Raw genomic sequence first — 20,999 nt, 5'->3', positions numbered from 1 at the left:
CTTTACGAGGGGTAACAGAACATACTTGCCTAACCGTTAACGAGAACCCTTATGCCGCGTGTTTGTGGGGATCTTCTGGATTGATGCCGTAATCCTTCAATTTCCGGTAAAGAGTCGAGCGGCCTATCCCGAGCTTGCGCGCGACCTGGCTCATCTGCCCCCGATAGAATCGGAGCGCGAATCGGATGAGTTCCTGCTCCACGTCGGCAAGCTTGCGCACCTCGCCGGAAGGACCGGTGCTGACGATGATATTGTCCGGCACCGAGGGCTTGGCCGCCTCCGTCGGCTGCGGCGCCTGGGGCATCTCATGAGCCGAGAGCTGGGCGACCGGTATTGTAGCCGGTTGAACTTGCGTGGGCGACACATGATCCGCAACCAGCGCCAGCCGCTCGACGCTTAGGTAGCCTGGCACCTGCGCCGCGATCTGCGGGAAGTCGCCATCCGTCAGTTCCGGCCCTTGGGCCAGCACAACGGCGCGGAAAATCGTATTCTCGAGCTGGCGGATGTTGCCCGGCCAGTCATAGGCCGTCAGCAACGCCATGACATCGGCGCTGATCCCGAGCGGCGGATTGATCTTCTGCTCGGCGGAGAAGCGGTCGACGAAGACACGAACGAGATAGGAAATGTCCTCCTTGCGGCGGCGCAAGGCCGGCATGGTGATCGGAAAGACATTCAGGCGGTAATAGAGGTCCTCGCGGAAGCGGCCGGCCTTCACCTCTTCGATCAGATCCTTGTTGGTGGCTGAAATCAGGCGCACATCGACCTTCTGCGGCATGCGTGCCCCAACGGTCTCGATCTCGCCCTGTTGCACGGCGCGCAGCAGCTTCACCTGGACATCGAGCGGCAGGTCTCCGATCTCGTCGAGGAAGAGCGTGCCGCCGTCGGCTTCCATGAACTTGCCCACGTGGCGCTCGGCGGCACCCGTGAAGGCGCCCTTCTCGTGGCCGAACAGAATGCTCTCGACGAGATTGTACGGAATGGCGCCGCAGTTGACCGTGACGAAAGGCCGACCGGAACGATCGCTGCCCGCCTGAATGGCGCGCGCGACGAGTTCCTTGCCCACGCCCGACTCGCCTTCGAGAACGACCGGGATGTTCGACTGGGCGGCGCGGCGGGCGAGATCGATGACGCGCATCATCGCGGGACTTGCCGAGACGATATCATCGAATCCGACCGAGCCTGCACGGACCTTGCGGCCCGCCCGCGCCTTGGCTTCGCGCTGGTCGAGCTTCAACGCGTTGGCGATCGCGGCGGCGATCCGCTCCGGCGACACCGGCTTTACGACGAAATCGAACGCGCCGAGACGCATGGCCTGGACGACGGTCTCGATGCCTCCCTGGCCCGTCTGAACGATCACCGGGATATCGACGCCTGTCGTATGCAGCTCCTGCAGGAATTCGATGCCGTTCATCTCCGGCATCATGAGGTCGAGCACGACGACGTTGATCCGCCCGGCATTGCGCTTCAGCACGTCAAGGCCGACGCGGCCGTTTTCCGCGACATAGGCCATGTGACCATATCGTTCGACTGCGTTCTTCAGGAGACGACGCTGAACCGGATCATCCTCGACGATCAAAACCTGGGCGCCTGCCTTGGCATTACTAGATGGGGTCATCGGTGCCTCACTTTGCGAACCTTAAGCGTGGACCCTGGCAGAAAGGCTTGAACATCCTGTTTTGAGAAATAATTGCATTTTAGTAATTTATGCATCGCTGATTCCGTGCCAGACCGGTGCTTTCCACTTCGATTCGCCCTCTTGCGGCTACCCTTCGCGCCGAATAGACACAGATCAGGCAGGACGCGGAGGACAACAGCGACAGATCCATCGTCGTGCGCCGCCTTCAGGCTCTATTTCGTGCGCCGTTTCATAAAGCAGAGGAACACCGTCGATGCGCCCCAACTTGCTCCACTCCCGCCTCACATTTTCCGCAAGCTCGCCCACGGCTGAGCGCGGCGCGGAGCTCGGCGAGCTTCCGGTCTGGAAGTTGCAGGACCTCTATCCCTCCGCCACCTCCACGGCCTTCGTCAGCGACATCGAAAAGGCCGGCAAGGCCGCGATCGCCTTCGAGACGAAATGGAAGGGCAAACTTTCGGACGCGGCGACGAAGACCGGCGAAGGCGGCATCGGCGCGGCGCTCAGGGAGTACGAGGCGCTGGAAGACGTCATGGGGCGGATAGGCTCGTTTGCCGGGCTTACCTATTTTTCGAACACGACAGACCCCGTCAACGGCAAGCTCTACGGCGACGCGCAGGCCAAGCTCACCGACTTTGCCGCGCATCTTCTGTTCCTGCCCCTGGAGCTCAACCGCATCGACGATGCGGTGATCGATGCCGCCATGGCGAACGATACCGGCACTGCGCACTACCGGCCCTGGCTCGTGGATCTGCGTCTGGACAAGCCCTACCAGCTCGACGACAAGCTGGAGCAGCTTTTCCTCGAAAAATCGATGACCGGCGCGGCCGCCTTCAATCGTCTTTTCGACGAGACCATGGCGGAACTGCGCTTCGAAATCGACGGCGAGAAGCAGCCGCTGGAAGTCGCCCTCACGATGCTGCAGGAGCCGGACGAAGCACTGCGCCGCAAGGCGGCGGCAGCCCTTACCGAAACCTTCAAGGCGAACATCCGCGTCTTTACGCTGATCACCAACACGCTCGCCAAGGACAAGGACATTTCCGACCGCTGGCGCGGTTTCGAGGATATCGCCGACAGTCGCCATCTGGCCAACCGTGTCGAGCGCGAGGTGGTCGACGCACTGGCGGCAGCCGTGCGCGATGCCTATCCCCGCCTGTCGCACCGCTACTACAAGATGAAGGCGAAGTGGCTCGGCATGGACCAGATGAACTACTGGGACCGCAACGCGCCGCTGCCGGAGACGCCGACCGCGCTCATTCCCTGGTCCGAGGCCAGAGAAACCGTGCTCGCCGCCTATGGCGCTTTCGCACCGGAGATGGCCGCGATCGCCAAGCGCTTCTTCGACGAGCATTGGATCGATGCACCGGTTCGTCCGGGCAAGGCGCCGGGCGCCTTTGCTCATCCGACCGTCCCCTCCGCTCACCCTTATGTGCTCGTCAACTACATGGGCAAGCCGCGCGACGTGATGACGCTCGCCCATGAACTCGGGCACGGCGTGCACCAGGTTCTGGCCGGTGGGCAAGGCGCGCTGATGTGCCAGACGCCGCTGACGCTTGCCGAGACCGCCTCCGTTTTCGGCGAGATGCTGACCTTCCGAGCGCTTCTGGAGCGCACTACCGACAAGCGCGAGCGCAAAGCGATGCTTGCCCAGAAGGTCGAGGACATGATCAACACGGTCGTGCGCCAGATCGCCTTTTACGAATTCGAACGCAAGCTGCACACCGCGCGCAAATCCGGCGAGCTGACCTCGGACGACATCGGCGAGCTGTGGCTCTCGGTACAGTCGGAGAGCCTCGGGCCGGCGATCAGGATTTCGGAAGGCTACGAGACGTACTGGGCCTATATCCCGCACTTCATCCACTCGCCCTTCTATGTCTACGCCTACGCCTTCGGCGACTGCCTGGTGAACTCGCTCTATGCCGTTTACCAGAACGCCGAAAAAGGCTTCCAGGACAAGTATTTCGATCTCCTGAAGGCTGGCGGCACCAAGCACCACTCCGAACTCCTGAAGCCCTTCGGCCTCGACGCGACCGATCCGTCGTTCTGGAGCAAGGGTCTGTCGATGCTGGAAGGGCTCATTGACGAACTGGAGGCGCTGGATAGCGACGCGTGAACGCGCTTGCCTCCCAGCCCTCTCGATGACGGCAAAACAAAGAACGCGAATGGCCGACGGCATCCGTCACATACTTTTCCGGGACGACACGAGCGGCCAGGTGATGCTGTTCGCCGAGCCGTCGGAGTTGATCGTCGCCAATAATCCCGCGGATGTCTTGGCCTGCTTCAACAGGATGCAGGCCGCAAGTGCCGCCGGAAAATGGCTCGCCGGCTATCTCTCCTACGAGGCGGGCTACGTGTTCGAGAAGAAGCTTCAAGCGTTCGCGGAAGTCGGCCGCGACACGCCGCTACTCTGCTTCGGCGTCTTTGAGGGGCCGGCGCCCGAAAGCCATCCGCTGGCGCAACCACCGGCGCAACGTCCACGCGGCGAATTCCTGCGCGAGCCGCGGGCCGGCTGGAACTTTGAACAATACCAGGAGCGCTTCGAGCGGCTGCAATGGCATATCCGTCAGGGCGACTGCTATCAGGCGAACCTGACGATGCCGATCACCGCTGACTGGAGCGGCGACCCGCGTTGTGACTTCTGGTCGCTGATCGAGCGTCAGCCGGTCAAATACGGAGCCTATGTCGATCTCGGCATCGGGCCGGTCGTTCTCTCACGCTCGCCGGAGCTTTTCTTCCGCACCGACGAAGCCGGTTATATAGAGACGCATCCGATGAAGGGTACGGCCCGGCGCGGCGAGAACGCGGAGGAAGACTTGGCGATCGTCGCGGCCATGCGCGAGGATATCAAGACGCAGGCCGAAAACCGGATGATCGTCGACCTCTTGCGCAACGATATTTCGCGCATCACCGCGGTCGGCACGCTCGATGTGCCGAAACTCTTCGAGATCGAGACCTACCCGACCCTCCACCAGATGGTGAGCCACGTGCAGGCAAAACTTCTGCCTGACGTTACGATCGGCGACATTCTCACAGCCCTCTTCCCATGCGGCTCGATCACCGGCGCGCCGAAATTGCGGGCGATGGAAATCCTTCATGCACTGGAGACCGGGCCACGCGATGCCTATTGCGGCGCGATCGGGATGATCGCTCCATCAGGCGCGATGCGCTTCTCGGTGGCTATCCGGACCATTAGCCTGTTTGCGAACGGCCGGGCCGTCTTCAACGTCGGCGGCGGCATCGTCTATGATTCCACGGCGGAGGCGGAGTATGAGGAATGCCTCTTGAAGGCGCGCTTCGCGGTGGGGGACCAATGGATCGCGCGCTGACCGATTTTTCGCTGATCGAAACGCTGCGCTGGGACCCGGATAGCGGATTTGTGCGGCTGCGGCTGCATCTGGCGCGGCTTGAGCGTTCGGCTCGTCGCCTGGGGTTCCGCCCGCCACCCGACGCTTTGGAAAGACTTCAGCAAGCCGTCGCGGCCGCGAGCAGCCCATTGCGGCTAAGGCTCACAGCCGACGCCGAAGGCCGCGTCGATGTGACGACGGCGCCGTTCGCACCGCTTGCAGCGGGTACGATCTGGACCGTCCGCATCGCGAAGACGCGGCTTCACTCCGCAAACAAGTTGCTGCGTTTCAAGACGACCCGCCGCGGCGTATACGAGGCGGCGCGGGCGGAATATTCGCCGGAGCAGGCGGATGAAGTTCTCATGCTCAACGAGCGCGGCGAGGCCTGCGAAGGTACGATCACATCCCTTTTTCTGGATGACGGAACCGGTGTGCTGCGCACGCCGCCAATCGCATGCGGCCTGCTTGCGGGCGTGCTGCGCACCGAGTTGATCTGCGAGCGCAAGGCGCGCGTCAGCAGGATCGGCCAAGACGAACTGGAAAGCGGCCGGCTGTTCGTCGGGAACTCGCTGCGCGGGCTGATCGAAGCGAAGCTTGCCGGCGACTAGTGAAAAAGCGCGATGCGGTTTTCCGTCCGGATTGCGTTCTAAGCCACGATCTTGAGCCTGTCGCGGCCGTTCTGCTTGGCGTCATAGAGTGCGGCATCGGCGCGGCAGGAGACTTCTCGTGCCGTCTCGCCCGGGCGTAGTTCGACGAGGCCCGCCGAGCAGGTATAGGAGAATTCCGGCGCCGTATCGAGAGGCCGGGCACGGCGCACCGCATGCAAGATCCGTTCGATGGCCATTTCCCCTTGAGCGAGCGACGTGTCGGGCAGGATCAGCATGAACTCCTCGCCACCGATGCGCCCGAAACTGTCGCGCCGGCGCAGGAGCGGCTGCACGCGGCGGGCGAAATCGATCAGCACCGCGTCGCCGGCGTGATGGCCGAGCTGATCGTTGATCCGCTTGAAGAAATCGAGGTCGATGATGCAGACGCAGCCGCGCCCGGGATTGGCGTCGGGATCGCGCAGCACGAGATTTTCCAGCGCCGCCATCATGAAACGGCGATTGGAAATGCTGGTCAGTTCGTCGGTCTGCGATACCCTGACGGCATGGTCGCGGTCCTGGCGCAGATCCCGCTCGTTCGCCCTGATGTGTGTTATGTCGCTGGCGATACACAGCATCCAGCCGCGCTCGTCGACCGTTTCCGTCATCCACAGCCACCGCCCGTCGACCAGATCGGTCTCGAAAGCCCTGAAGGGCAGCTTGCCGCGACGCGATTGCGCCGACACCAGCCAGGTTTCAAACTCGTTCGTGCGGATGATCGTGCCCTTTCCGGCGGACGTGTTGCGGCGCATCAGCTCGCTCCACAGGGGCGTTTCCGTCTCTTCCAACGCGAAGGCGCTGCGGAATGCGGCGTTCGCAAAGCGCAACCGATCTCCCTCGTCGTAGAGCGCAACCAGAACCGAACTTACACACTGCAGCGCGGCCAGCCGCTCCGACAAGTCTATCATCATGCTCAATCAGGCCCGTGTGAAAACCAAACAGCGTCTGTATGACTGAAGATTAGGAAGACATTATGGATTATGCCCGACCGATGCGCTATCCGGGTGCGTCGAAATGCAAACGGACGTCGACGAAGGATCCCCAGATGCTCATCCTCTCCCTCACCTACCTCAAGGCAAACGAAGAAGCCGACAGGTATATGGAGCCGCACATGGCCTGGGTAAAGGAAGGCTATGATCGCGGATGGTTCCTCGCCTCCGGCCGCAAGGTCCCGCGCACCGGCGGCCTGATCCTTTCAGCCGGAGACCGGGCCGAGGTCGAAGCCTATGTGGCAGCCGATCCCTTCACCGTTCATGGTGTCGCCCGTTATGAAATCACGGAAGTTGCAATCACGACGGTCGTCGAGGGGCTGGAGAAGTTGAAGGACTGAGGCAGGCTTTTTGCCTGCGGCCTCGAGACCATCTTCGCAGGTGATCTGTCAAGCCGGGTAACTATCACGAGCCAATCGCGCCTGAACGCAGGCTCAGTCGCGCACCGGCCCTTTATTGTGACAGGATTTTGTGCTTAGGAACCGGTCACTTTTGTGTTTTCGCGCAAGCTTCATCTAAATTTTGTACACGAAGGGCGTCCTGCCCTTCGAAGGAGAAAAGAATGACGGAAGAAACCCATCCGGTATATGCCGAAATTACCGGTCCGATCGTGATGATCGGCTTTGGCTCCATCGGTCGCGGCACCCTGCCGCTGATCGAGCGCCATTTCAAATTCGACAAGAGCCGGATGGTCGTCATCGACCCGCGCGCCGACGAAGCGCACCTTCTCGCCCAGCACGGTGTCAAGCATATCCAGGCGCACGTCACCAAGGACAACTACAAGGAGCTGCTAAAGCCGCTCCTGACCCAGGGCGGAGGCCAGGGCTTCTGCGTGAACCTCTCGGTCGACACCGGCTCGGTCGACCTGATGAAGCTCTGCCGCAAGCTCGACGTGCTCTACATCGACACGGTTGTCGAGCCCTGGCTCGGCTTCTATTTCGACAAGAGCATGAAGAATGCCGACCGCACCAACTACGCGCTGCGCGAAACGCTGCGCAAGGAAAAGGCGCGCAACCCCGGGGGAGCGACCGCCGTTTCGACCTGCGGCGCAAACCCCGGCATGGTCTCCTGGTTCGTCAAGCAGGCGCTCGTGAACCTCGCCAACGAGATCGGCGTGAAGTTTGAAGAGCCGGACCAGCACGACCGTGAAGGCTGGGCGAAGCTGATGAAGAAGGTCGGCGTCAAGGGCGTCCATATCGCCGAGCGCGACACCCAGCGCACCAAGCATCCAAAGCCGCTCAACGTCTTCTGGAACACCTGGTCCGTCGAAGGCTTCATTTCCGAAGGCCTGCAGCCGGCTGAGCTGGGCTGGGGCACCCATGAACAATGGATGCCGAAGAACGCCAAGAAGCACAAGAAGGGTTGCCAGGCCGCTATCTACCTCGAACAGCCCGGCGCGAACACCCGCGTTCGCACCTGGTGCCCGACACCCGGCCCGCAATACGGCTTCCTCGTCACCCACAACGAGTCCATCTCGATCGCCGACTACTTCACCGTTCGCGACAAGGACGGCGAAGTCACCTTCCGCCCGACCTGCCACTACGCCTACCATCCGGCCAACGACGCGGTTCTGTCGCTGCACGAGATGTTCGGCAACGGCGGCACCGCGCAGCCGGTCCATCACGTTCTCGACGAAGACGAGCTGGAGGATGGCGTCGACGAACTCGGCGTACTGCTCTACGGCCACGAAAAGAACGCTTACTGGTTCGGCTCGCGCCTGTCGCTCGAAGAGACACGCCGCATCGCCCCCTACCAGAACGCGACCGGCCTGCAGGTGACCTCGGCGGTTCTCGCCGGCATGGTCTGGGCACTGGAAAACCCGAAGGCCGGCATCGTCGAGGCCGACGAGGTCGACTACAAGCGCTGCCTGGAAGTGCAGCTGCCTTATCTCGGCCCGGTCGAGGGCCACTACACGGATTGGACGCCGCTCGACGGTCGTCCGGGCCTCTTCCCCGAGGACATCGACACCAAGGATCCGTGGCAGTTCAAGAACATTCTCGTTCGTTGAACTTAAACAAACCTTCGATTTCGAAATGCCCGCGCGACAGTGCGGGCATTTTTGCTACGCCGGCGGGATAAAGTCGCTTCACGCACGTCTAAGCCTTGTTTTCGACCAAGGAGCGCTCCATGTTCTCGAAAAATCATACGGCGCATGCCAATTCTTATTGCGGAGACGATTCATGAAGATCAAAACCAGCCTCGCCCTTTTCGCCGCCGCAGCCGCGCTGAGCGCCTGCATCGACGGAGGACAGAGGCCCCAGCCGGTTTCGTCGCAGCCCGCGCCGACGACGGTCGAGGGAAACTGGGCCGATCCGAACGGTCTCCTGTCGACCTTCTCCGGGGGACAGTTCCAGACCCGCACCACCGACGGCACGAACACGCAGATGGCGTCCGGATCCTACACGACGGCGCCAGGGGGGGTTATCCAGATCAACCTCTACTCGAACGTCAAGCGCACGAGTTCCCTCGTCAACTGCGCGCTTGTCAACACCAACCAGCTGAACTGCACGTCGGACAGCGGCTCCCAGTTTTCGCTCCGCCGCAGCTAGCGGTCGCCGGAGCTCGTTTGCAGCTTCCGTCATACTCGATCCCGCTTGACCCGAGGATCCATACTTTCCAACACCTTATGGGTGGCCGGGTCGAGCCCGACCATGAGGGAGCGAAAGTTGAGGTCTTTTAGCCCAAAAGAACTGCTCAGCTCAGAGGCTCCCCGCTCACAGGCTTTTCTGTTCTTTACCCCTTGGAAATTTGCGCACCGCGACAACCTTTCGCAATAGAAGCCGGTTAACCTTGAACGGGCGCAGACAGGCACGTATGACTTGTTGCAAGGCATAATGTGCAACTGGGGACGTCAGGACCGTCACGGCAAAGGGGAAAGCAATGAGGAACTCTCTTGGGCTCGGTATTTTGGCCCTATCGACGCTGGCGCTCAACGTCAGCGCGGCGTTCGCCGACTACGAGTTGAACATCCTGCATATCAACGATCTTCATTCCCGCATCGAATCGATCAATAAATTCGACTCGACCTGCTCGGCCGAAGAAGAAGCCAAGAAGGAATGTTTCGGCGGCGCGGCGCGGCTGAAAACCGAGATCGACCAGCGCCGGAAGGCGCTGGAAGGCAAGAACGTTCTGCTCTTGAACGCCGGCGACAATTTTCAGGGGTCGCTTTTCTACACGACCTATAAAGGCGCAGCCGAGTCCGAGTTCCTGAACGACATGAAGTTCGACGCCATGACCGTCGGCAACCACGAGTTCGATGACGGCGAGAAGGCCCTCGCGCCCTTCCTCGAGAAGGTGCAATTCCCGGTCGTGACCGCCAACGTCCAGACTGATTCGGAATCCACGCTCGGCGACCGCATTAAGCGTTCGATCGTGCTTGACGTCGGCGGCCAGAAGATCGGCATCGTCGGCGCCGTCACCAACGAGACGCCGGAACTCTCCTCGCCCGGTCCGCATGTGAAAATCACCGACGACGTGGCGGCGATCAACGCCGAAGTCGATGCGCTGAAGGCGCAAGGCGTCAACAAGATCATCGCGCTGACCCATGTCGGCTATCCGCGCGACATGGAGACGATCGCGAAGATTCCCGGCATCGACGTCGTGGTCGGCGGCCACTCGCACACGCTGCTTTCGAATACCGACCCGAAGGCGGCTGGCCCCTACCCGACCATGGTCGACAACCCCGGCGGTTACAAGGTGCCGGTGGTAACCGCCGCCTCATACAGCAAGTATCTCGGCGACGTCGTCGTCACCTTTGACGACGAGGGCGTGGCCAAGGCGGCCAAGGGCGATCCCATTCTGCTCGACGCCTCCGTCGAACCGGATCCCACCATGGCCGCCCGAATTGCGGAACTGGCAAAGCCGATCGCCGAACTGCGCAGCAAGGTGATCGGCAAAACGGAAGCGCCGATCGAAGGCGCCCGCGAGGTCTGCCGGATGCAGGAATGCTCCATGGGCAATCTCGTCGCGGACGCCATGCTCGACCGGGCGAAGGGACAGGGGGTCGCCATCGCCATCCAGAACGGCGGCGGCCTGCGCGCTTCGATCGACGGCGGCGACGTGACGGTCGGCGAGGTCCTGACCGTTCTCCCCTTCCAGAACACCCTGGCCACGTTCCAGCTGACCGGCGCCGATATCATCGCCGCACTGGAAAACGGCCTCGGCCAGATCGAGGAGGGTGCCGGTCGCTTCCCGCAGGTGGCCGGCATCCGCTTCACCTATGACAAGTCGAAGCCGGCCGGCAGCCGGGTCGTCTCGGTCGAGGTGAAGGACGGCGACAATTTCGTGCCCCTCGATCCAGCCAAGGCCTATGGCGTCGTCAGCAACAACTACATGCGCGCCGGCGGCGACGGCTACTCGATCTTCGCCAAGAACGGCAAGAATGCCTACGATTACGGCCCGGACCTGGAAAACGTCGTCGCCGACTATCTCGCCGCCCACAATCCCTACAAGCCATACATCGATGGCCGCGTGACCGCAGTCGCCGTGGCGGCCGCCGCGACGGAAGGTGCAGCAACCTCCCAGCCGGTAGACAAGCAGGTCGTTCCGGCCAACGAGCAGCCCGCGACGGCAACGCCGCCCGCCACGCCGGCACCAGCCGCGCCGCCGGCAACCGAGCCGACCGCCCCGGCTCCCGCGGCAACGGCTCCGGCGGCGACGACGACAGAAGCGCCCGCGGCAACGCCGGCCGCACCGACGCCCGCGGCTACGCCGACAACGCACGTCGTCACCGCCGGCGACACGCTTTGGGACCTCGCCAAACACTTCTACGGCGACGCAACGCTCTGGCGCAAACTGGCGTCAGCAAACCACGACGTGAACCCGCACCGGCTGATAGTCGGACGCGAATTGCAGATCCCTGCGCGCTAGATCAGGATGACTTTAGGTCGGATCGACCTAAAGTCTCCATCCGCGTCAGAGAAGTGGAGCATGATGCCGTGCGAAAACGCTCCGCTTTCTTCGGCAATATGCTTGAGGGACAATATGCCTCGCTTGAAAAGCCGGTTCGGGCTTTCCCGAGCCGGCTTTTCTTCCTACTAAGGGCGCGAACAGTTGCAATGCTTGGGAACCCAATCCGATGACAGAATCCTCCGCCGCGCCGGCTGCACACCCCTCGGTCAACTTCGGCAAAGTCGGCGTGCTTCTCGTCAACCTGGGCACGCCCGACGGCACCGACTACACCTCCATGCGTCGCTACCTCCGCGAGTTCCTGACCGACCGGCGCGTCATCGAATGGTCGCGTTTCAAGTGGTATCCCATCCTCTTCGGCATCGTCCTCAATACCCGGCCAAGGAAGGTCGGCAAGGCTTACGAGCTGATCTGGAACAAGGAGCGCAACGAAAGCTTCCTTCGCACCTATACCCGCAGCCAGGCCGAACTGATGACGCAAGCGCTCGGCGACCTCTCGAACGTCGTCGTCGATTGGGCCATGCGTTACGGCCAGCCCTCGATCGCCTCGCGCATCGAGGCTTTGAAGCAGGCGGGCTGCGATCGGATCCTCCTCTTCCCGCTCTACCCGCAATACGCCGCCGCGACCACGGCCACCGTCAACGACAAGGCGTTTCAGACGCTGCTGGCCATGCGCTGGCAGCCGGCGCTGCGCACCGTGCCGCCCTATCACGATGATCCGGCCTATATCGAAGCGCTGGCTAACTCGCTCACCCGGCATCTTGCGACGCTCGACTGGGAACCGGAGGTGATCCTCACCTCGTTCCACGGCATTCCCCAGTCCTATTTCGACAAGGGCGACCCCTATTACTGTCATTGCATGAAGACCGCGCGTCTGCTGCGCAAGCGCCTCGGCTTTTCCGAAGACAAGCTGATCGTCACTTTCCAGTCGCGCTTCGGACCGGAGGAATGGCTGCAACCCTATACCGACAAGACGGTGGAAAAGCTCGCCAGGGACGGCGTGAAGCGGATCGCGGTGATGAACCCGGGATTTGTTTCGGACTGTCTCGAGACGCTGGAAGAAATCGCCGGTCAGGCCGCCGAGACCTTCCATCACAACGGCGGCGAAAAATTCGCCCATGTCCCCTGTCTCAACGACAGCGCCGACGGCATGAAGGTGCTCGAAACCGTCGTCCGCCGCGAATTGCAGGGCTGGGCCCAAGGATTGCATTAACGCTTTTTTCGGGCATGTGTTGCAAACGATGCGCGAAGCTCCCACGTCTGATATGACAAGCACATTCGGCGCGAACGCGCCTTCTGCTGTGGAGGCTTTTGATGGTTCCGACTGGTTTCGACATCGTCGTGATCGCGCTCGTCATCTTCGTCATTCTCGTGCTTTTCGCCGGGGTGAAGACGGTACCGCAGGGCTATCGCTACACGATGGAGCGCTTCGGGCGCTATACGCGGACGCTTGAACCCGGCCTCAACCTGATCCTGCCGTTCATCGAGAAGATCGGCGCTCGCATGAACGTCATGGAGCAAGTGCTGAACGTTCCGACGCAGGAAGTCATCACCAAGGATAATGCCAGCGTCTCGGCGGATGCGGTGACGTTCTTCCAGGTGCTGAACGCCGCGCAGGCCGCCTATCAGGTTTCCAATCTGGAAAATGCGATCCTCAACCTGACGATGACGAACATCCGCTCCGTCATGGGCTCGATGGACCTCGACGAACTGCTGTCCAACCGCGATACAATCAACGAGCGGCTGCTGCGCGTCGTCGACGAGGCGGTCGGCCCCTGGGGCATCAAGGTCACGCGCGTAGAGATCAAGGATATCCAGCCGCCGAAAGACCTGGTCGATGCGATGGCGCGCCAGATGAAGGCCGAGCGCGAAAAGCGCGCGCTGGTGCTCGAAGCCGAGGGCGCCCGCAACGCCCAGATTCTAAGGGCCGAAGGCGCCAAGCAGGCGGCGATCCTCCAGGCCGAAGGCCAGCGCGAGGCCGCCTTCCGCAACGCCGAGGCGCGCGAACGTCTGGCGGAAGCCGAAGCCAAGGCAACGCACATGGTTTCGCAGGCGATCGCAGACGGCGACGTACAGGCGATCAACTACTTCGTCGCGCAGCGCTATACCGAAGCATTGTCGGCGATCGGCTCGGCTCCGAATTCCAAGGTCGTGTTGATGCCGATGGAAGCCTCTGCAATCCTCGGCTCGCTCGGCGGCATCGGCGCGCTGGCCCGTGAGGTCTTCGGCGACGGCGGAAATGCCGAGCGGCCCGCGCGCCAGACCAACGCACGCACGACGCCTCCCATCAATCCCCTTTCGCCGCACCGAGGAAGCTGACCTATGCTGATGCACCTGATCATCGCGCTTGGTCCGTGGACGTGGTGGGTGGTGGGCATGGCGCTTTTGGCGGCGGAGATGATGGTGCCCGGGTTCTTCCTGGTCTGGATCGGTCTCGCGGCAGTGATCGTCGGTGCCGTGACGATCGCGCTATGGCACCAGGTCTTCTGGACCTGGCAACTGCAAATGCTGCTCTTTGCCGGGCTTGCGGTGATCCTCGCCGTACTCGGCCGACGCTACGTCTACCGCAGCCACACAACATCGGACGAACCCTTCCTCAACCAGCGCGGCGCCAGCCTTGTGGGGCGCACCGCAACGCTGCAGGAGCCGATTGCCGAAGGGCGAGGCCGCATCCGCCTCGATGACACCTATTGGTCGGTTATGGGGCCGGATCTTCCGGTCGGAACCCGCGTCAGGATCATCGCCAGCAACGGCCGCGACCTGACGGTGGAAGCCGCTTCCTAAGCAATTCCAGGAAAAGTGCGACGCAGTTTTTCGTCAGGCGACGCCGATGCGCAGCAGGTCGTGGAAATGCACGAGCCCGATCGGCCTGCGGTCCTCGTCGGTGACGATGAGCGCCGAGATGTTGTGCTGGTTGAGAAGTGCGAGCGCCGTGGTCGCCAGCGCCGTCGGTTTGATCGTCTTCGGCGTCCGCGTCATGATATCGTCGACATCGAGTTCGGCGAGATTGCGCGACAGGTTGCGCGCCATGTCGCCTTCCGTGACGATGCCGCAAAGCCGCCCGTCCTCGTCCAGCACGCCGACACAGCCAAAACGCCCGCGCGAAAGCACGGTTATCGCCTCGGTGAAGGCGGTGCCGAGCGCGACCAGCGGGATACTGTCGCCGGTATGCATGATATCGCCGACATGGGTAAGGCTCGCGCCGAGCTTGCCGCCGGGATGGAAGACATGGAAATCGCCGGCCGTGAAGCCCCGCGCCTCCATCAGGGCGATGGCGAGCGCGTCGCTGATCGCAAGCTGCATCAGTGTCGAGGTGGTCGGCGCCAGTCCGTGCGGGCAGGCCTCATCGGCCTTGGGCAGCAGCAGCACCGCATCGGCCTCGCGGCCGAGCGTCGATGTCTCGCCGGCCGTGATGGCGATCAAGGGGATCGTGAAGCGGCGCGAATAGGAAACGAGGTTCTTGAGCTCGGCGGTTTCCCCGCTCCACGACATGGCGATGATGACGTCGTCGCGTCCGATCATGCCGAGATCGCCGTGATTGGCTTCCGCCGCGTGGACGAAGGAGGCCGGGGTGCCGGTCGATGCCAGCGTCGCGGCAAGCTTGGCGCCGATATGGCCGCTCTTGCCGACGCCGGTGACGATGACCCGCCCGGTGCTCTTGCCGATGAATTCCACTGCCTTCGCGAAAGGAACCGCCAGCCCGTCGGCAAGCGCCCGCTCCAGCGCTTCCAAACCTCGCCGTTCGGTCTCGATCGTCCGCATCGCGGACTCGATGGCGCTATTTTCGATCAGTTTGACAGCTCTCTTGTTCATGGCCGAGCGTTAACGCTTTTCTTGAAAACTGTCCATGCGCGAATACCTCGCGGTCTGCCCGTGCCAATATTAGGAACACAAAATGCGCCAAATCCGTGAACGCGCCGGCGCGGTGCTCTCCGATACGGCGCCATTGCGCCGGGCAACGAAGCGTTAACCACATCGCTTTAGGTTGAGTTAACTATAAACATGCCGGACAGGAACGGATGGGCAGGAAGAGAGACAAGGCGGGCGGGCGCCCCCTTAGGCTGACGGCATATGCCGCCTCGGCTGCTCTTGGCTATGCTCTGCTGGCGGTGCCTTCGTTTGCGCAATCCGGCAGCAGCAATACAGGCTCGGCAACAGCCGACCCCTATGCGAACACCGGCGCCGACAACGTTGCCAAAAGGACAGCGGCGGCGAAAACGACGGCCACGGATGCTGCAGATGAGGCTCCCCTCAACACGCCGCTGCGGTTCTACGGCGAGACGACGGGTTCGATCCTCGACGAAGACATTCGGCGGGTGAACCTGCGCGAGACCGGTGTCGACGGCCTGAGGGGCCGCCAAGATCCCGACCGCGCCGAAGCGGAGGGCATACGCCTCGGCAGCTTCACGCTGAAACCCTCGATCAACCAGTCCTACAACGCCGAAAACAACCGCACCGGCAGCGACCGCGACGACCGTACGTTTCTGCAGACCGATCTGCGCAGTACGCTGACGTCCGACTGGTCGCGGCACGCCCTGACGATCATCGGTGACGGCGTCTGGCAACAGAATGTCAGTGGCTCCGGAGAGGAACAGCCGACCGTCAATCTTGACGCAGATCTCCGGTTGGATCTTCCCGCCGACACGACGGCACACCTGACCGCCGGCTATCGCTTCTACCGCGAGGATACGGACGATCCGAACGCGATTGCCGGCGCGCAAAAGCAGTCGGGCGTCAACGAGTTCGATGCCGGAGCCTCGCTCGAGCGCGACTTCGGCCTGTTGCGCGGATCAACGGCGGTGGGGCTGGTACGCACCATCTATTCGGACGCCGTGCTTTCGGACGGAACCACGGTCACGCTCAGCGATCGCGACCAGACGGCCGGCACCTGGCGCGGCCGCATCGGCTACGAGATGTCGCCGGCGTTGATCCCTTTCGTGGAAGTCGATCTCGGCCGGGTTCTTTATGACGAGGACCACGATTCGGCGGGCTACGCGCGCTCTAACCACGCCTATGGCGGCAAGGTCGGGGTGGAATTCGATCTCGGCGAGAAGTTGAGAGGCGAACTTGGCATCGGCTACCAGCACACGGATTTCGAGGATTGGCGGCTTGCCTCGATCGATTCCCCCACCGTCGACGGCAATATCTTCTGGTCGCCGCACCGCGGCACTAACGTCGACATCGGCTTCTCGACCAGCGTCGAACCATCGACGACGCCAGGCGAAAGCGGCTACGTCGCCTACCAGCTCACGACCACGCTTTCGCAGGAGGTGCGTGAGAACCTGCTCGCAAAGGTGACCGGCGGCACCACCTGGCGCGACTACGCGACGACCAGCCTTTACGGCGACGAAACCGTCTACGATGCGGCTCTCGGATTTACCTGGGGGATCAACCGGTATCTCGACCTGACCGGCAATGTCGGCTACGAACTGACGAAACGCGACGGCGCCGACGACAGTCACCAGTTACGCGCCGGCGTCGGCCTGACAGCCAGGCGCTAGAGGTCACTACACCTGGGCAGTCGCTATGGCCGAGCGGGGCAAGTTCCCTCTCCCCGCGTTCGGGAAGAGGGCCAGAAAGCGACGCTCGGTGTTATTTCAGTGCCTTGAGAAGCGCCTTGAACCCGTCCTCGACGGTCGGGCGAATATCGGCGCGCGACAGGGCGAAGGCGACGTTGGCCAGGATAAAGCCGTCCTTTGAGCCGCAGTCGTAGGTCTCGCCCTTGAAATGGTAACCGGCGAAATCCTGCGTCTTCGCAAGCTTCAGCATGCCGTCGGTCAGCTGGATCTCGTTGCCGGCGCCGCGCTCCTGGCGTTCGAGGATCGAGAAGATCTCGGGCTGCAGGATGTAGCGGCCGTTGATGAAGAAGTTGGACGGCGCCGTGCCCTTGGCCGGCTTTTCCACCATCTCGGTAATTCTAAAGCCCGAGCCGATCGCCTCGCCGACGCCGACGATGCCGTATTTGTGCGTCTGCGACGGATCGCATTCCTCGACCGCGATGACGTTGCCGCCGCTCTCGTCGTAAAGCTCCATCATTCCCCGCATGCAGCCCTTCTCCGCCTGCATGATCATGTCGGGAAGAAGCAGCGCGAAGGGTTCCTCGCCGATGATCTCACGTGCGCACCAGACGGCATGGCCAAGGCCGAGCGGTTCCTGCTGGCGGGTGAAGCTTGCCGTGCCGGCGACCGGCAACAAGTTGTTGAGCAAGGTCAGCTCGGCGTTTTTGTTGCGCTGTCTGAGCGTCTGCTCGAGTTCGTACTGGATGTCGAAATAGTCTTCGATGACTTGCTTGCTGCGGCCGGTGACGAAGACGAAATGCTCGATGCCGGCTTCCATCGCCTCGTCGACGACGTACTGGATGACCGGCTTGTCGACGACCGTCAGCATTTCCTTTGGCACCGCCTTGGTCGCCGGCAGGAACCGCGTCCCAAGTCCAGCCACCGGAAATACCGCCTTACGTACCTTCTTATGCTGTCCCACACATTCCTCCTGAGGCATACAGAGATTTCTAGATCGCGATAAACCCGAAAGTTTTTCAGCCGCTGCTAATTCTTGGCCCTCTAAATGTTACAGCGTTCCTGAACTCGTCATGAATGGCGCTGTCGGTATTTTGCCACTGATGACGACCTGCGGGTAACATGGTAAAGAATTTGTTGACTTCGTCCCGATAGAATCAGACGCGGGTGGATGCGAAAGCACCGCCAGACCGAAATCCTCGAATGACGGAATCGACGGCTGATGAATGAGACCAGCAAAAGCTCCTTCTCCGGTATCGCACTGGCGTTCGCCCTCAGCACCCTGTCGTGGCTTGCGCCCACTAACGCTCATGCGGATGCCGGGTTCCAACAGTGGATCTCCAAGTTCTACGACACTGCCGCCAGGAGCGGTATCACGAAATCAACCTATCAACGCGCCTTCGCCGGTGTCACCGAACCGGATCCGACGGTTCTGGAAAAGGCGACGTCCCAGCCGGAGTTCACCACCCCTGTCTGGGACTACGTGGACTCTCGGGTTAACCCATATACTGTCGATATTGGCCGTAAAATGGCGGTTAAATATGGGTCCACGCTACAGAAACTGGAACGGCAATTCGGCGTAGACCGCAATATCCTGCTCGCCATCTGGTCGATGGAGAGCAATTATGGCGCGGTTTTGGGCAAGGAAGATCGGCTGCACTACGTGCCGCGCGCGCTCGCAACGCTTGCCTATTCCGATCCCAGCAGGGCCGGCTTTGCCCGCAAGCAGTTGATCGCCGCGCTGAAGATCCTGCAGAACGGCGACGTGGCGCCTGAAAAAATGACGGGCTCCTGGGCAGGCGCGATGGGGCATACGCAATTCATTCCCACCAGCTACCTCATCTATGCGATCGATGCCGACGGCAACGGCCGGCGCGACATCTGGAATTCGGTGCCGGACGCGCTTGCGACCTCCGCCAACCTGCTCGCCAAGAACGGCTGGGACACCGGCAGAACCTGGGGATACGAGGTGGTGGTGCCGAAGGGCGGCAGCGCCCAGGCAGGCAAGACCCGCACGCTCTCCGAATGGGCGTCGCTCGGCTTCCAGCGCCCGAGCGGCAAGGGTTTCCGCGCCGGCGGCGACCGCGCGACGCTGAAGATGCCCGCCGGGGCGAATGGACCAGGCTTTCTGATGACGGCCAACTTCTTCACCATCAAGCGCTACAACGCAGCCGACACCTATGCGCTGGCCGTCGGCCTTCTGGCCGACAGCATCTCGGGCGCCGGGGGCCTGCAGCAATCCTGGCCGCGGCCGGAAGGTACACTCGACATCAAGCAGAAATTCGAGCTGCAAACCCGTCTGAAGGCGATGGGCTACTATGACGGCGTGGTCGACGGCGACTTCGGATCGGGATCGAAGGCGGCGATTTCCGCGGTCCAGGAGCGGCTTGGACTGACCGGCGACGGCAAGCCCTCCATGCAGCTCCTAAAGGCGCTCCGCAACTAACGCAATCGTGGCGGGAAACGTTTTTCCGCCGGCAATCCCGTTGAGCGCCGACGCGCCTCGTGAGACAGTGCATCGCAACCGGACCAAGCAGGATGAAGCGCCAGCCCGCCAAGACCACGACCTCGATCGCAAAGGTGTTGCTCGCCTCATGCTTTCTGCTTGCCGGCGTGATCGAACAGGCGGACGCGCAGCAGCAGCGGCGATCTTTCTTCGAACTGCTCTTTGGCCGGCGGGAACCCGCCTATGCTCCGCTCGAGCCACAGCCGCCGCCGCGCCGCGTTGTGCCCCGTCCGCAACGCAAGCGTCCAGCTCAAGCGGCGGTGGCAGCCCGTCCGACCGTTACCCAGCCCGAGACGCCGCCACAGGTGGAGAAGCTGGAAAACGCCAAGACGATCCTTGTCGTCGGCGACTTCCTGGCGAGTGGCCTCGGCGACGGGTTGGACGCCGCCTTCGAAGCCTCGCCTGGCGTCGTGGTTGCGGCACGCGGCAACGTTGCGTCCGGCCTAGTGCGCCGCGATTACTACAACTGGCAACAGCAGCTGCCGCAGATGCTTGCCGAGCTGAAGCCCGCCATGGTCGTCGTGATGATCGGCGCCAACGACCGGCAGCAGATCATCGACGACACGCTCAAGGAAAAATTCGGCACGGATGTGTGGTTCATGGCCTACGAGGCGCGGGTCCAGGCCTTCGCCAAGGCGGTGACCGGTCAAAACATCCCGCTGATCTGGGTCGGCCTGCCGCCTTTCGATTCGCCGGCGATGAGCGCGGATGCAACCAAGCTCAACCAGCTTTATCGCAGCCAGGTGGAGAGTGTCGGCGGCCAGTTCGTCGATATCTGGGACGGGTTCACCGATGAGGACGGCAAATTTGTCATCACCGGCTCGGACGTCAACGGACAACAGGTGCGGCTGAGAACCGCAGACGGCATCAATCTGACGCAAGCGGGCCGGCGCAAGGTTGCTTTCTACGTCGAGAAGCCGGCGCGACACCTGCTCGGCGATCAGGCAAGCCCGGATATCGCCCGCCTCGAAACGGGTCCGTCGGGCGCCCCGCTTCTTCCCTCCGAGGCAAACCAGCCCATGCGGTCCCAACCCATCAGCGTCTCCGATCCCGACCTCGACGGCGGCGCGGAACTCCTCGGCGGCGCAAAACCGCTTGCGCGCGAGCCACAATCGCCGCGCGATCTGCTCGTGGAACGAGGCGAGATGGCGGCAGCACCCAAGGGGCGGGTCGACTACTACGTCATGCCCGACGCGCCTGCAGCCACCGACGCACCGGACAAAAAAGAGGCCGCTCCCGGCGGCCCCTGATATTGCTGTGTCTTTGCGCTCTATTTTCCTGGAATTGCGCTAGAGCCTTTCATGTTTTGACGGAAGCGTATCCGGCATTTCGAATATAGTTGTCGCATTCATCTGATCCGATGGTGTTGACGAGCGTACCGATGTGCCTCCAGGTTTCGTCGATGGTGCGTTTCTGGGCCACTCGCATCCAGTGCTTGATCTTGGAGAAGGCCTGCTCG

Annotated in this window: 17 protein-coding genes and 1 pseudogene; 13 read left to right on the top strand and 5 right to left on the bottom strand. The window is 62.2% G+C overall.

Annotation, left to right across the window (positions count from 1 at the left end):
* Positions 1-49: 49 nt before the first annotated feature.
* Positions 50-1,615 carry a sigma-54-dependent transcriptional regulator gene (locus AB4048_RS06505; RefSeq protein ID WP_442201111.1) on the bottom strand — a complete coding sequence of 522 codons (1,566 nt, stop codon included), beginning with the start codon at positions 1,613-1,615 and terminating at the stop codon, positions 50-52.
* Positions 1,616-1,889: 274 nt separating this feature from the next.
* Between AB4048_RS06505 and AB4048_RS06500 the strand changes: the two genes are divergently transcribed.
* The 3 genes from AB4048_RS06500 to AB4048_RS06490 are packed head-to-tail and all read left to right on the top strand — an operon-like array spanning position 1,890 to position 5,585.
* Positions 1,890-3,746, top strand: coding sequence for a M3 family oligoendopeptidase (locus AB4048_RS06500; protein WP_442201110.1), 1,857 nt, complete (start codon positions 1,890-1,892; stop codon positions 3,744-3,746).
* 49 nt (positions 3,747-3,795) lie between these two features.
* A complete protein-coding gene (locus AB4048_RS06495) occupies positions 3,796-4,959 on the top strand; it encodes an aminodeoxychorismate synthase component I (protein WP_442201109.1) in 1,164 nt (387 codons plus the stop codon).
* Positions 4,944-5,585, top strand: a complete 642-nt coding sequence (locus tag AB4048_RS06490; protein WP_442201108.1) for an aminotransferase class IV family protein — start codon at positions 4,944-4,946, stop codon at positions 5,583-5,585. Before AB4048_RS06495 ends, AB4048_RS06490 begins: the two co-directional genes overlap by 16 nt.
* Before the next feature lie 38 nt (positions 5,586-5,623).
* Here AB4048_RS06490 and AB4048_RS06485 read toward each other — a convergent pair whose 3' ends face one another.
* Positions 5,624-6,529, bottom strand: coding sequence for a diguanylate cyclase domain-containing protein (locus tag AB4048_RS06485; RefSeq protein ID WP_442201287.1), 906 nt, complete (start codon positions 6,527-6,529; stop codon positions 5,624-5,626).
* A 137-nt stretch (positions 6,530-6,666) separates the two neighbouring features.
* Here AB4048_RS06485 and AB4048_RS06480 point away from each other — a divergent pair, with 137 nt between their 5' ends.
* The 7 genes from AB4048_RS06480 (at position 6,667) to AB4048_RS06450 (ending at position 14,302) form a co-directional block, all read left to right on the top strand.
* On the top strand, positions 6,667-6,951 hold the full coding sequence (locus tag AB4048_RS06480) for a YciI family protein (protein ID WP_442201286.1): 285 nt from the start codon (positions 6,667-6,669) through the stop codon (positions 6,949-6,951).
* Between the two features lie 221 nt (positions 6,952-7,172).
* Positions 7,173-8,618, top strand: coding sequence for a homospermidine synthase (locus tag AB4048_RS06475; RefSeq protein WP_442201107.1), 1,446 nt, complete (start codon positions 7,173-7,175; stop codon positions 8,616-8,618).
* Between the two features lie 172 nt (positions 8,619-8,790).
* Positions 8,791-9,159 carry a hypothetical protein gene (locus tag AB4048_RS06470; protein WP_442201106.1) on the top strand — a complete coding sequence of 123 codons (369 nt, stop codon included), beginning with the start codon at positions 8,791-8,793 and terminating at the stop codon, positions 9,157-9,159.
* 331 nt (positions 9,160-9,490) lie between these two features.
* On the top strand, positions 9,491-11,479 hold the full coding sequence (locus tag AB4048_RS06465) for a 5'-nucleotidase C-terminal domain-containing protein (RefSeq protein WP_442201105.1): 1,989 nt from the start codon (positions 9,491-9,493) through the stop codon (positions 11,477-11,479).
* Positions 11,480-11,687: 208 nt separating this feature from the next.
* On the top strand, positions 11,688-12,731 hold the full coding sequence (hemH, locus tag AB4048_RS06460; RefSeq protein WP_442201104.1) for a ferrochelatase: 1,044 nt from the start codon (positions 11,688-11,690) through the stop codon (positions 12,729-12,731).
* Between the two features lie 101 nt (positions 12,732-12,832).
* A complete protein-coding gene (locus tag AB4048_RS06455) occupies positions 12,833-13,837 on the top strand; it encodes an SPFH domain-containing protein (RefSeq protein WP_442201103.1) in 1,005 nt (334 codons plus the stop codon).
* Between the two features lie 3 nt (positions 13,838-13,840).
* Entirely contained in the window at positions 13,841-14,302 is a 462-nt protein-coding gene (locus AB4048_RS06450; protein WP_442201102.1) for an NfeD family protein, read from the top strand.
* A gap of 33 nt (positions 14,303-14,335) precedes the next feature.
* Here AB4048_RS06450 and AB4048_RS06445 read toward each other — a convergent pair whose 3' ends face one another.
* Positions 14,336-15,331 (bottom strand): KpsF/GutQ family sugar-phosphate isomerase, encoded by a 996-nt coding sequence (locus AB4048_RS06445; RefSeq protein ID WP_442201101.1) that lies wholly within the window; start codon positions 15,329-15,331, stop codon positions 14,336-14,338.
* Positions 15,332-15,537: 206 nt separating this feature from the next.
* Here AB4048_RS06445 and AB4048_RS06440 point away from each other — a divergent pair, with 206 nt between their 5' ends.
* Complete coding sequence (locus AB4048_RS06440) at positions 15,538-17,019, top strand: outer membrane beta-barrel protein (protein WP_442201100.1); 1,482 nt, start codon at positions 15,538-15,540, stop codon at positions 17,017-17,019.
* Between the two features lie 91 nt (positions 17,020-17,110).
* On the opposite strand, the gene galU is transcribed toward AB4048_RS06440, so the two are convergent.
* Complete coding sequence (gene galU, locus AB4048_RS06435) at positions 17,111-17,998, bottom strand: UTP--glucose-1-phosphate uridylyltransferase GalU (protein WP_442201099.1); 888 nt, start codon at positions 17,996-17,998, stop codon at positions 17,111-17,113.
* Between the two features lie 258 nt (positions 17,999-18,256).
* Here galU and AB4048_RS06430 point away from each other — a divergent pair, with 258 nt between their 5' ends.
* Positions 18,257-19,480: a lytic murein transglycosylase gene (locus AB4048_RS06430; RefSeq protein WP_442201098.1), complete on the top strand. Its 1,224-nt coding sequence runs from the start codon at positions 18,257-18,259 to the stop codon at positions 19,478-19,480.
* A 92-nt stretch (positions 19,481-19,572) separates the two neighbouring features.
* Entirely contained in the window at positions 19,573-20,790 is a 1,218-nt protein-coding gene (locus tag AB4048_RS06425) for an SGNH/GDSL hydrolase family protein (protein ID WP_442201097.1), read from the top strand.
* Positions 20,791-20,839: 49 nt separating this feature from the next.
* Here the strand turns inward: AB4048_RS06425 and AB4048_RS06420 are convergent.
* A pseudogene (locus AB4048_RS06420) lies at positions 20,840-20,999 on the bottom strand (IS630 family transposase); the annotation flags it as partial.

The sequence above is a fragment of the Rhizobium sp. RAF56 genome (assembly GCF_052113965.1).
Taxonomy (GTDB): Bacteria; Pseudomonadota; Alphaproteobacteria; order Rhizobiales; family Rhizobiaceae; genus Rhizobium.
Note: the sequence above shows the minus strand (reverse complement) of the source record. Positions and strands in the feature narration are given on the sequence as shown.

Bases quoted from the DNA above. Each gene is read 5' to 3' on its own strand.
- AB4048_RS06445 (WP_442201101.1), bottom strand. From the start codon at position 15,331: ATGAACAAGAGAGCTGTCAAACTGATCGAAAATAGCGCCATCGAGTCC.
- AB4048_RS06490 (WP_442201108.1), top strand. From the start codon at position 4,944: ATGGATCGCGCGCTGACCGATTTTTCGCTGATCGAAACGCTGCGCTGG.
- AB4048_RS06455 (WP_442201103.1), top strand. From the start codon at position 12,833: ATGGTTCCGACTGGTTTCGACATCGTCGTGATCGCGCTCGTCATCTTC.
- AB4048_RS06425 (WP_442201097.1), top strand. From the start codon at position 19,573: ATGAAGCGCCAGCCCGCCAAGACCACGACCTCGATCGCAAAGGTGTTG.
- AB4048_RS06480 (WP_442201286.1), top strand. From the start codon at position 6,667: ATGCTCATCCTCTCCCTCACCTACCTCAAGGCAAACGAAGAAGCCGAC.
- AB4048_RS06495 (WP_442201109.1), top strand. From the start codon at position 3,796: ATGGCCGACGGCATCCGTCACATACTTTTCCGGGACGACACGAGCGGC.
- AB4048_RS06465 (WP_442201105.1), top strand. From the start codon at position 9,491: ATGAGGAACTCTCTTGGGCTCGGTATTTTGGCCCTATCGACGCTGGCG.
- AB4048_RS06505 (WP_442201111.1), bottom strand. From the start codon at position 1,615: ATGACCCCATCTAGTAATGCCAAGGCAGGCGCCCAGGTTTTGATCGTC.
- hemH (WP_442201104.1), top strand. From the start codon at position 11,688: ATGACAGAATCCTCCGCCGCGCCGGCTGCACACCCCTCGGTCAACTTC.
- AB4048_RS06450 (WP_442201102.1), top strand. From the start codon at position 13,841: ATGCTGATGCACCTGATCATCGCGCTTGGTCCGTGGACGTGGTGGGTG.
- AB4048_RS06475 (WP_442201107.1), top strand. From the start codon at position 7,173: ATGACGGAAGAAACCCATCCGGTATATGCCGAAATTACCGGTCCGATC.
- AB4048_RS06430 (WP_442201098.1), top strand. From the start codon at position 18,257: ATGAATGAGACCAGCAAAAGCTCCTTCTCCGGTATCGCACTGGCGTTC.
- AB4048_RS06440 (WP_442201100.1), top strand. From the start codon at position 15,538: ATGGGCAGGAAGAGAGACAAGGCGGGCGGGCGCCCCCTTAGGCTGACG.
- AB4048_RS06485 (WP_442201287.1), bottom strand. From the start codon at position 6,529: ATGATAGACTTGTCGGAGCGGCTGGCCGCGCTGCAGTGTGTAAGTTCG.
- AB4048_RS06470 (WP_442201106.1), top strand. From the start codon at position 8,791: ATGAAGATCAAAACCAGCCTCGCCCTTTTCGCCGCCGCAGCCGCGCTG.
- AB4048_RS06500 (WP_442201110.1), top strand. From the start codon at position 1,890: ATGCGCCCCAACTTGCTCCACTCCCGCCTCACATTTTCCGCAAGCTCG.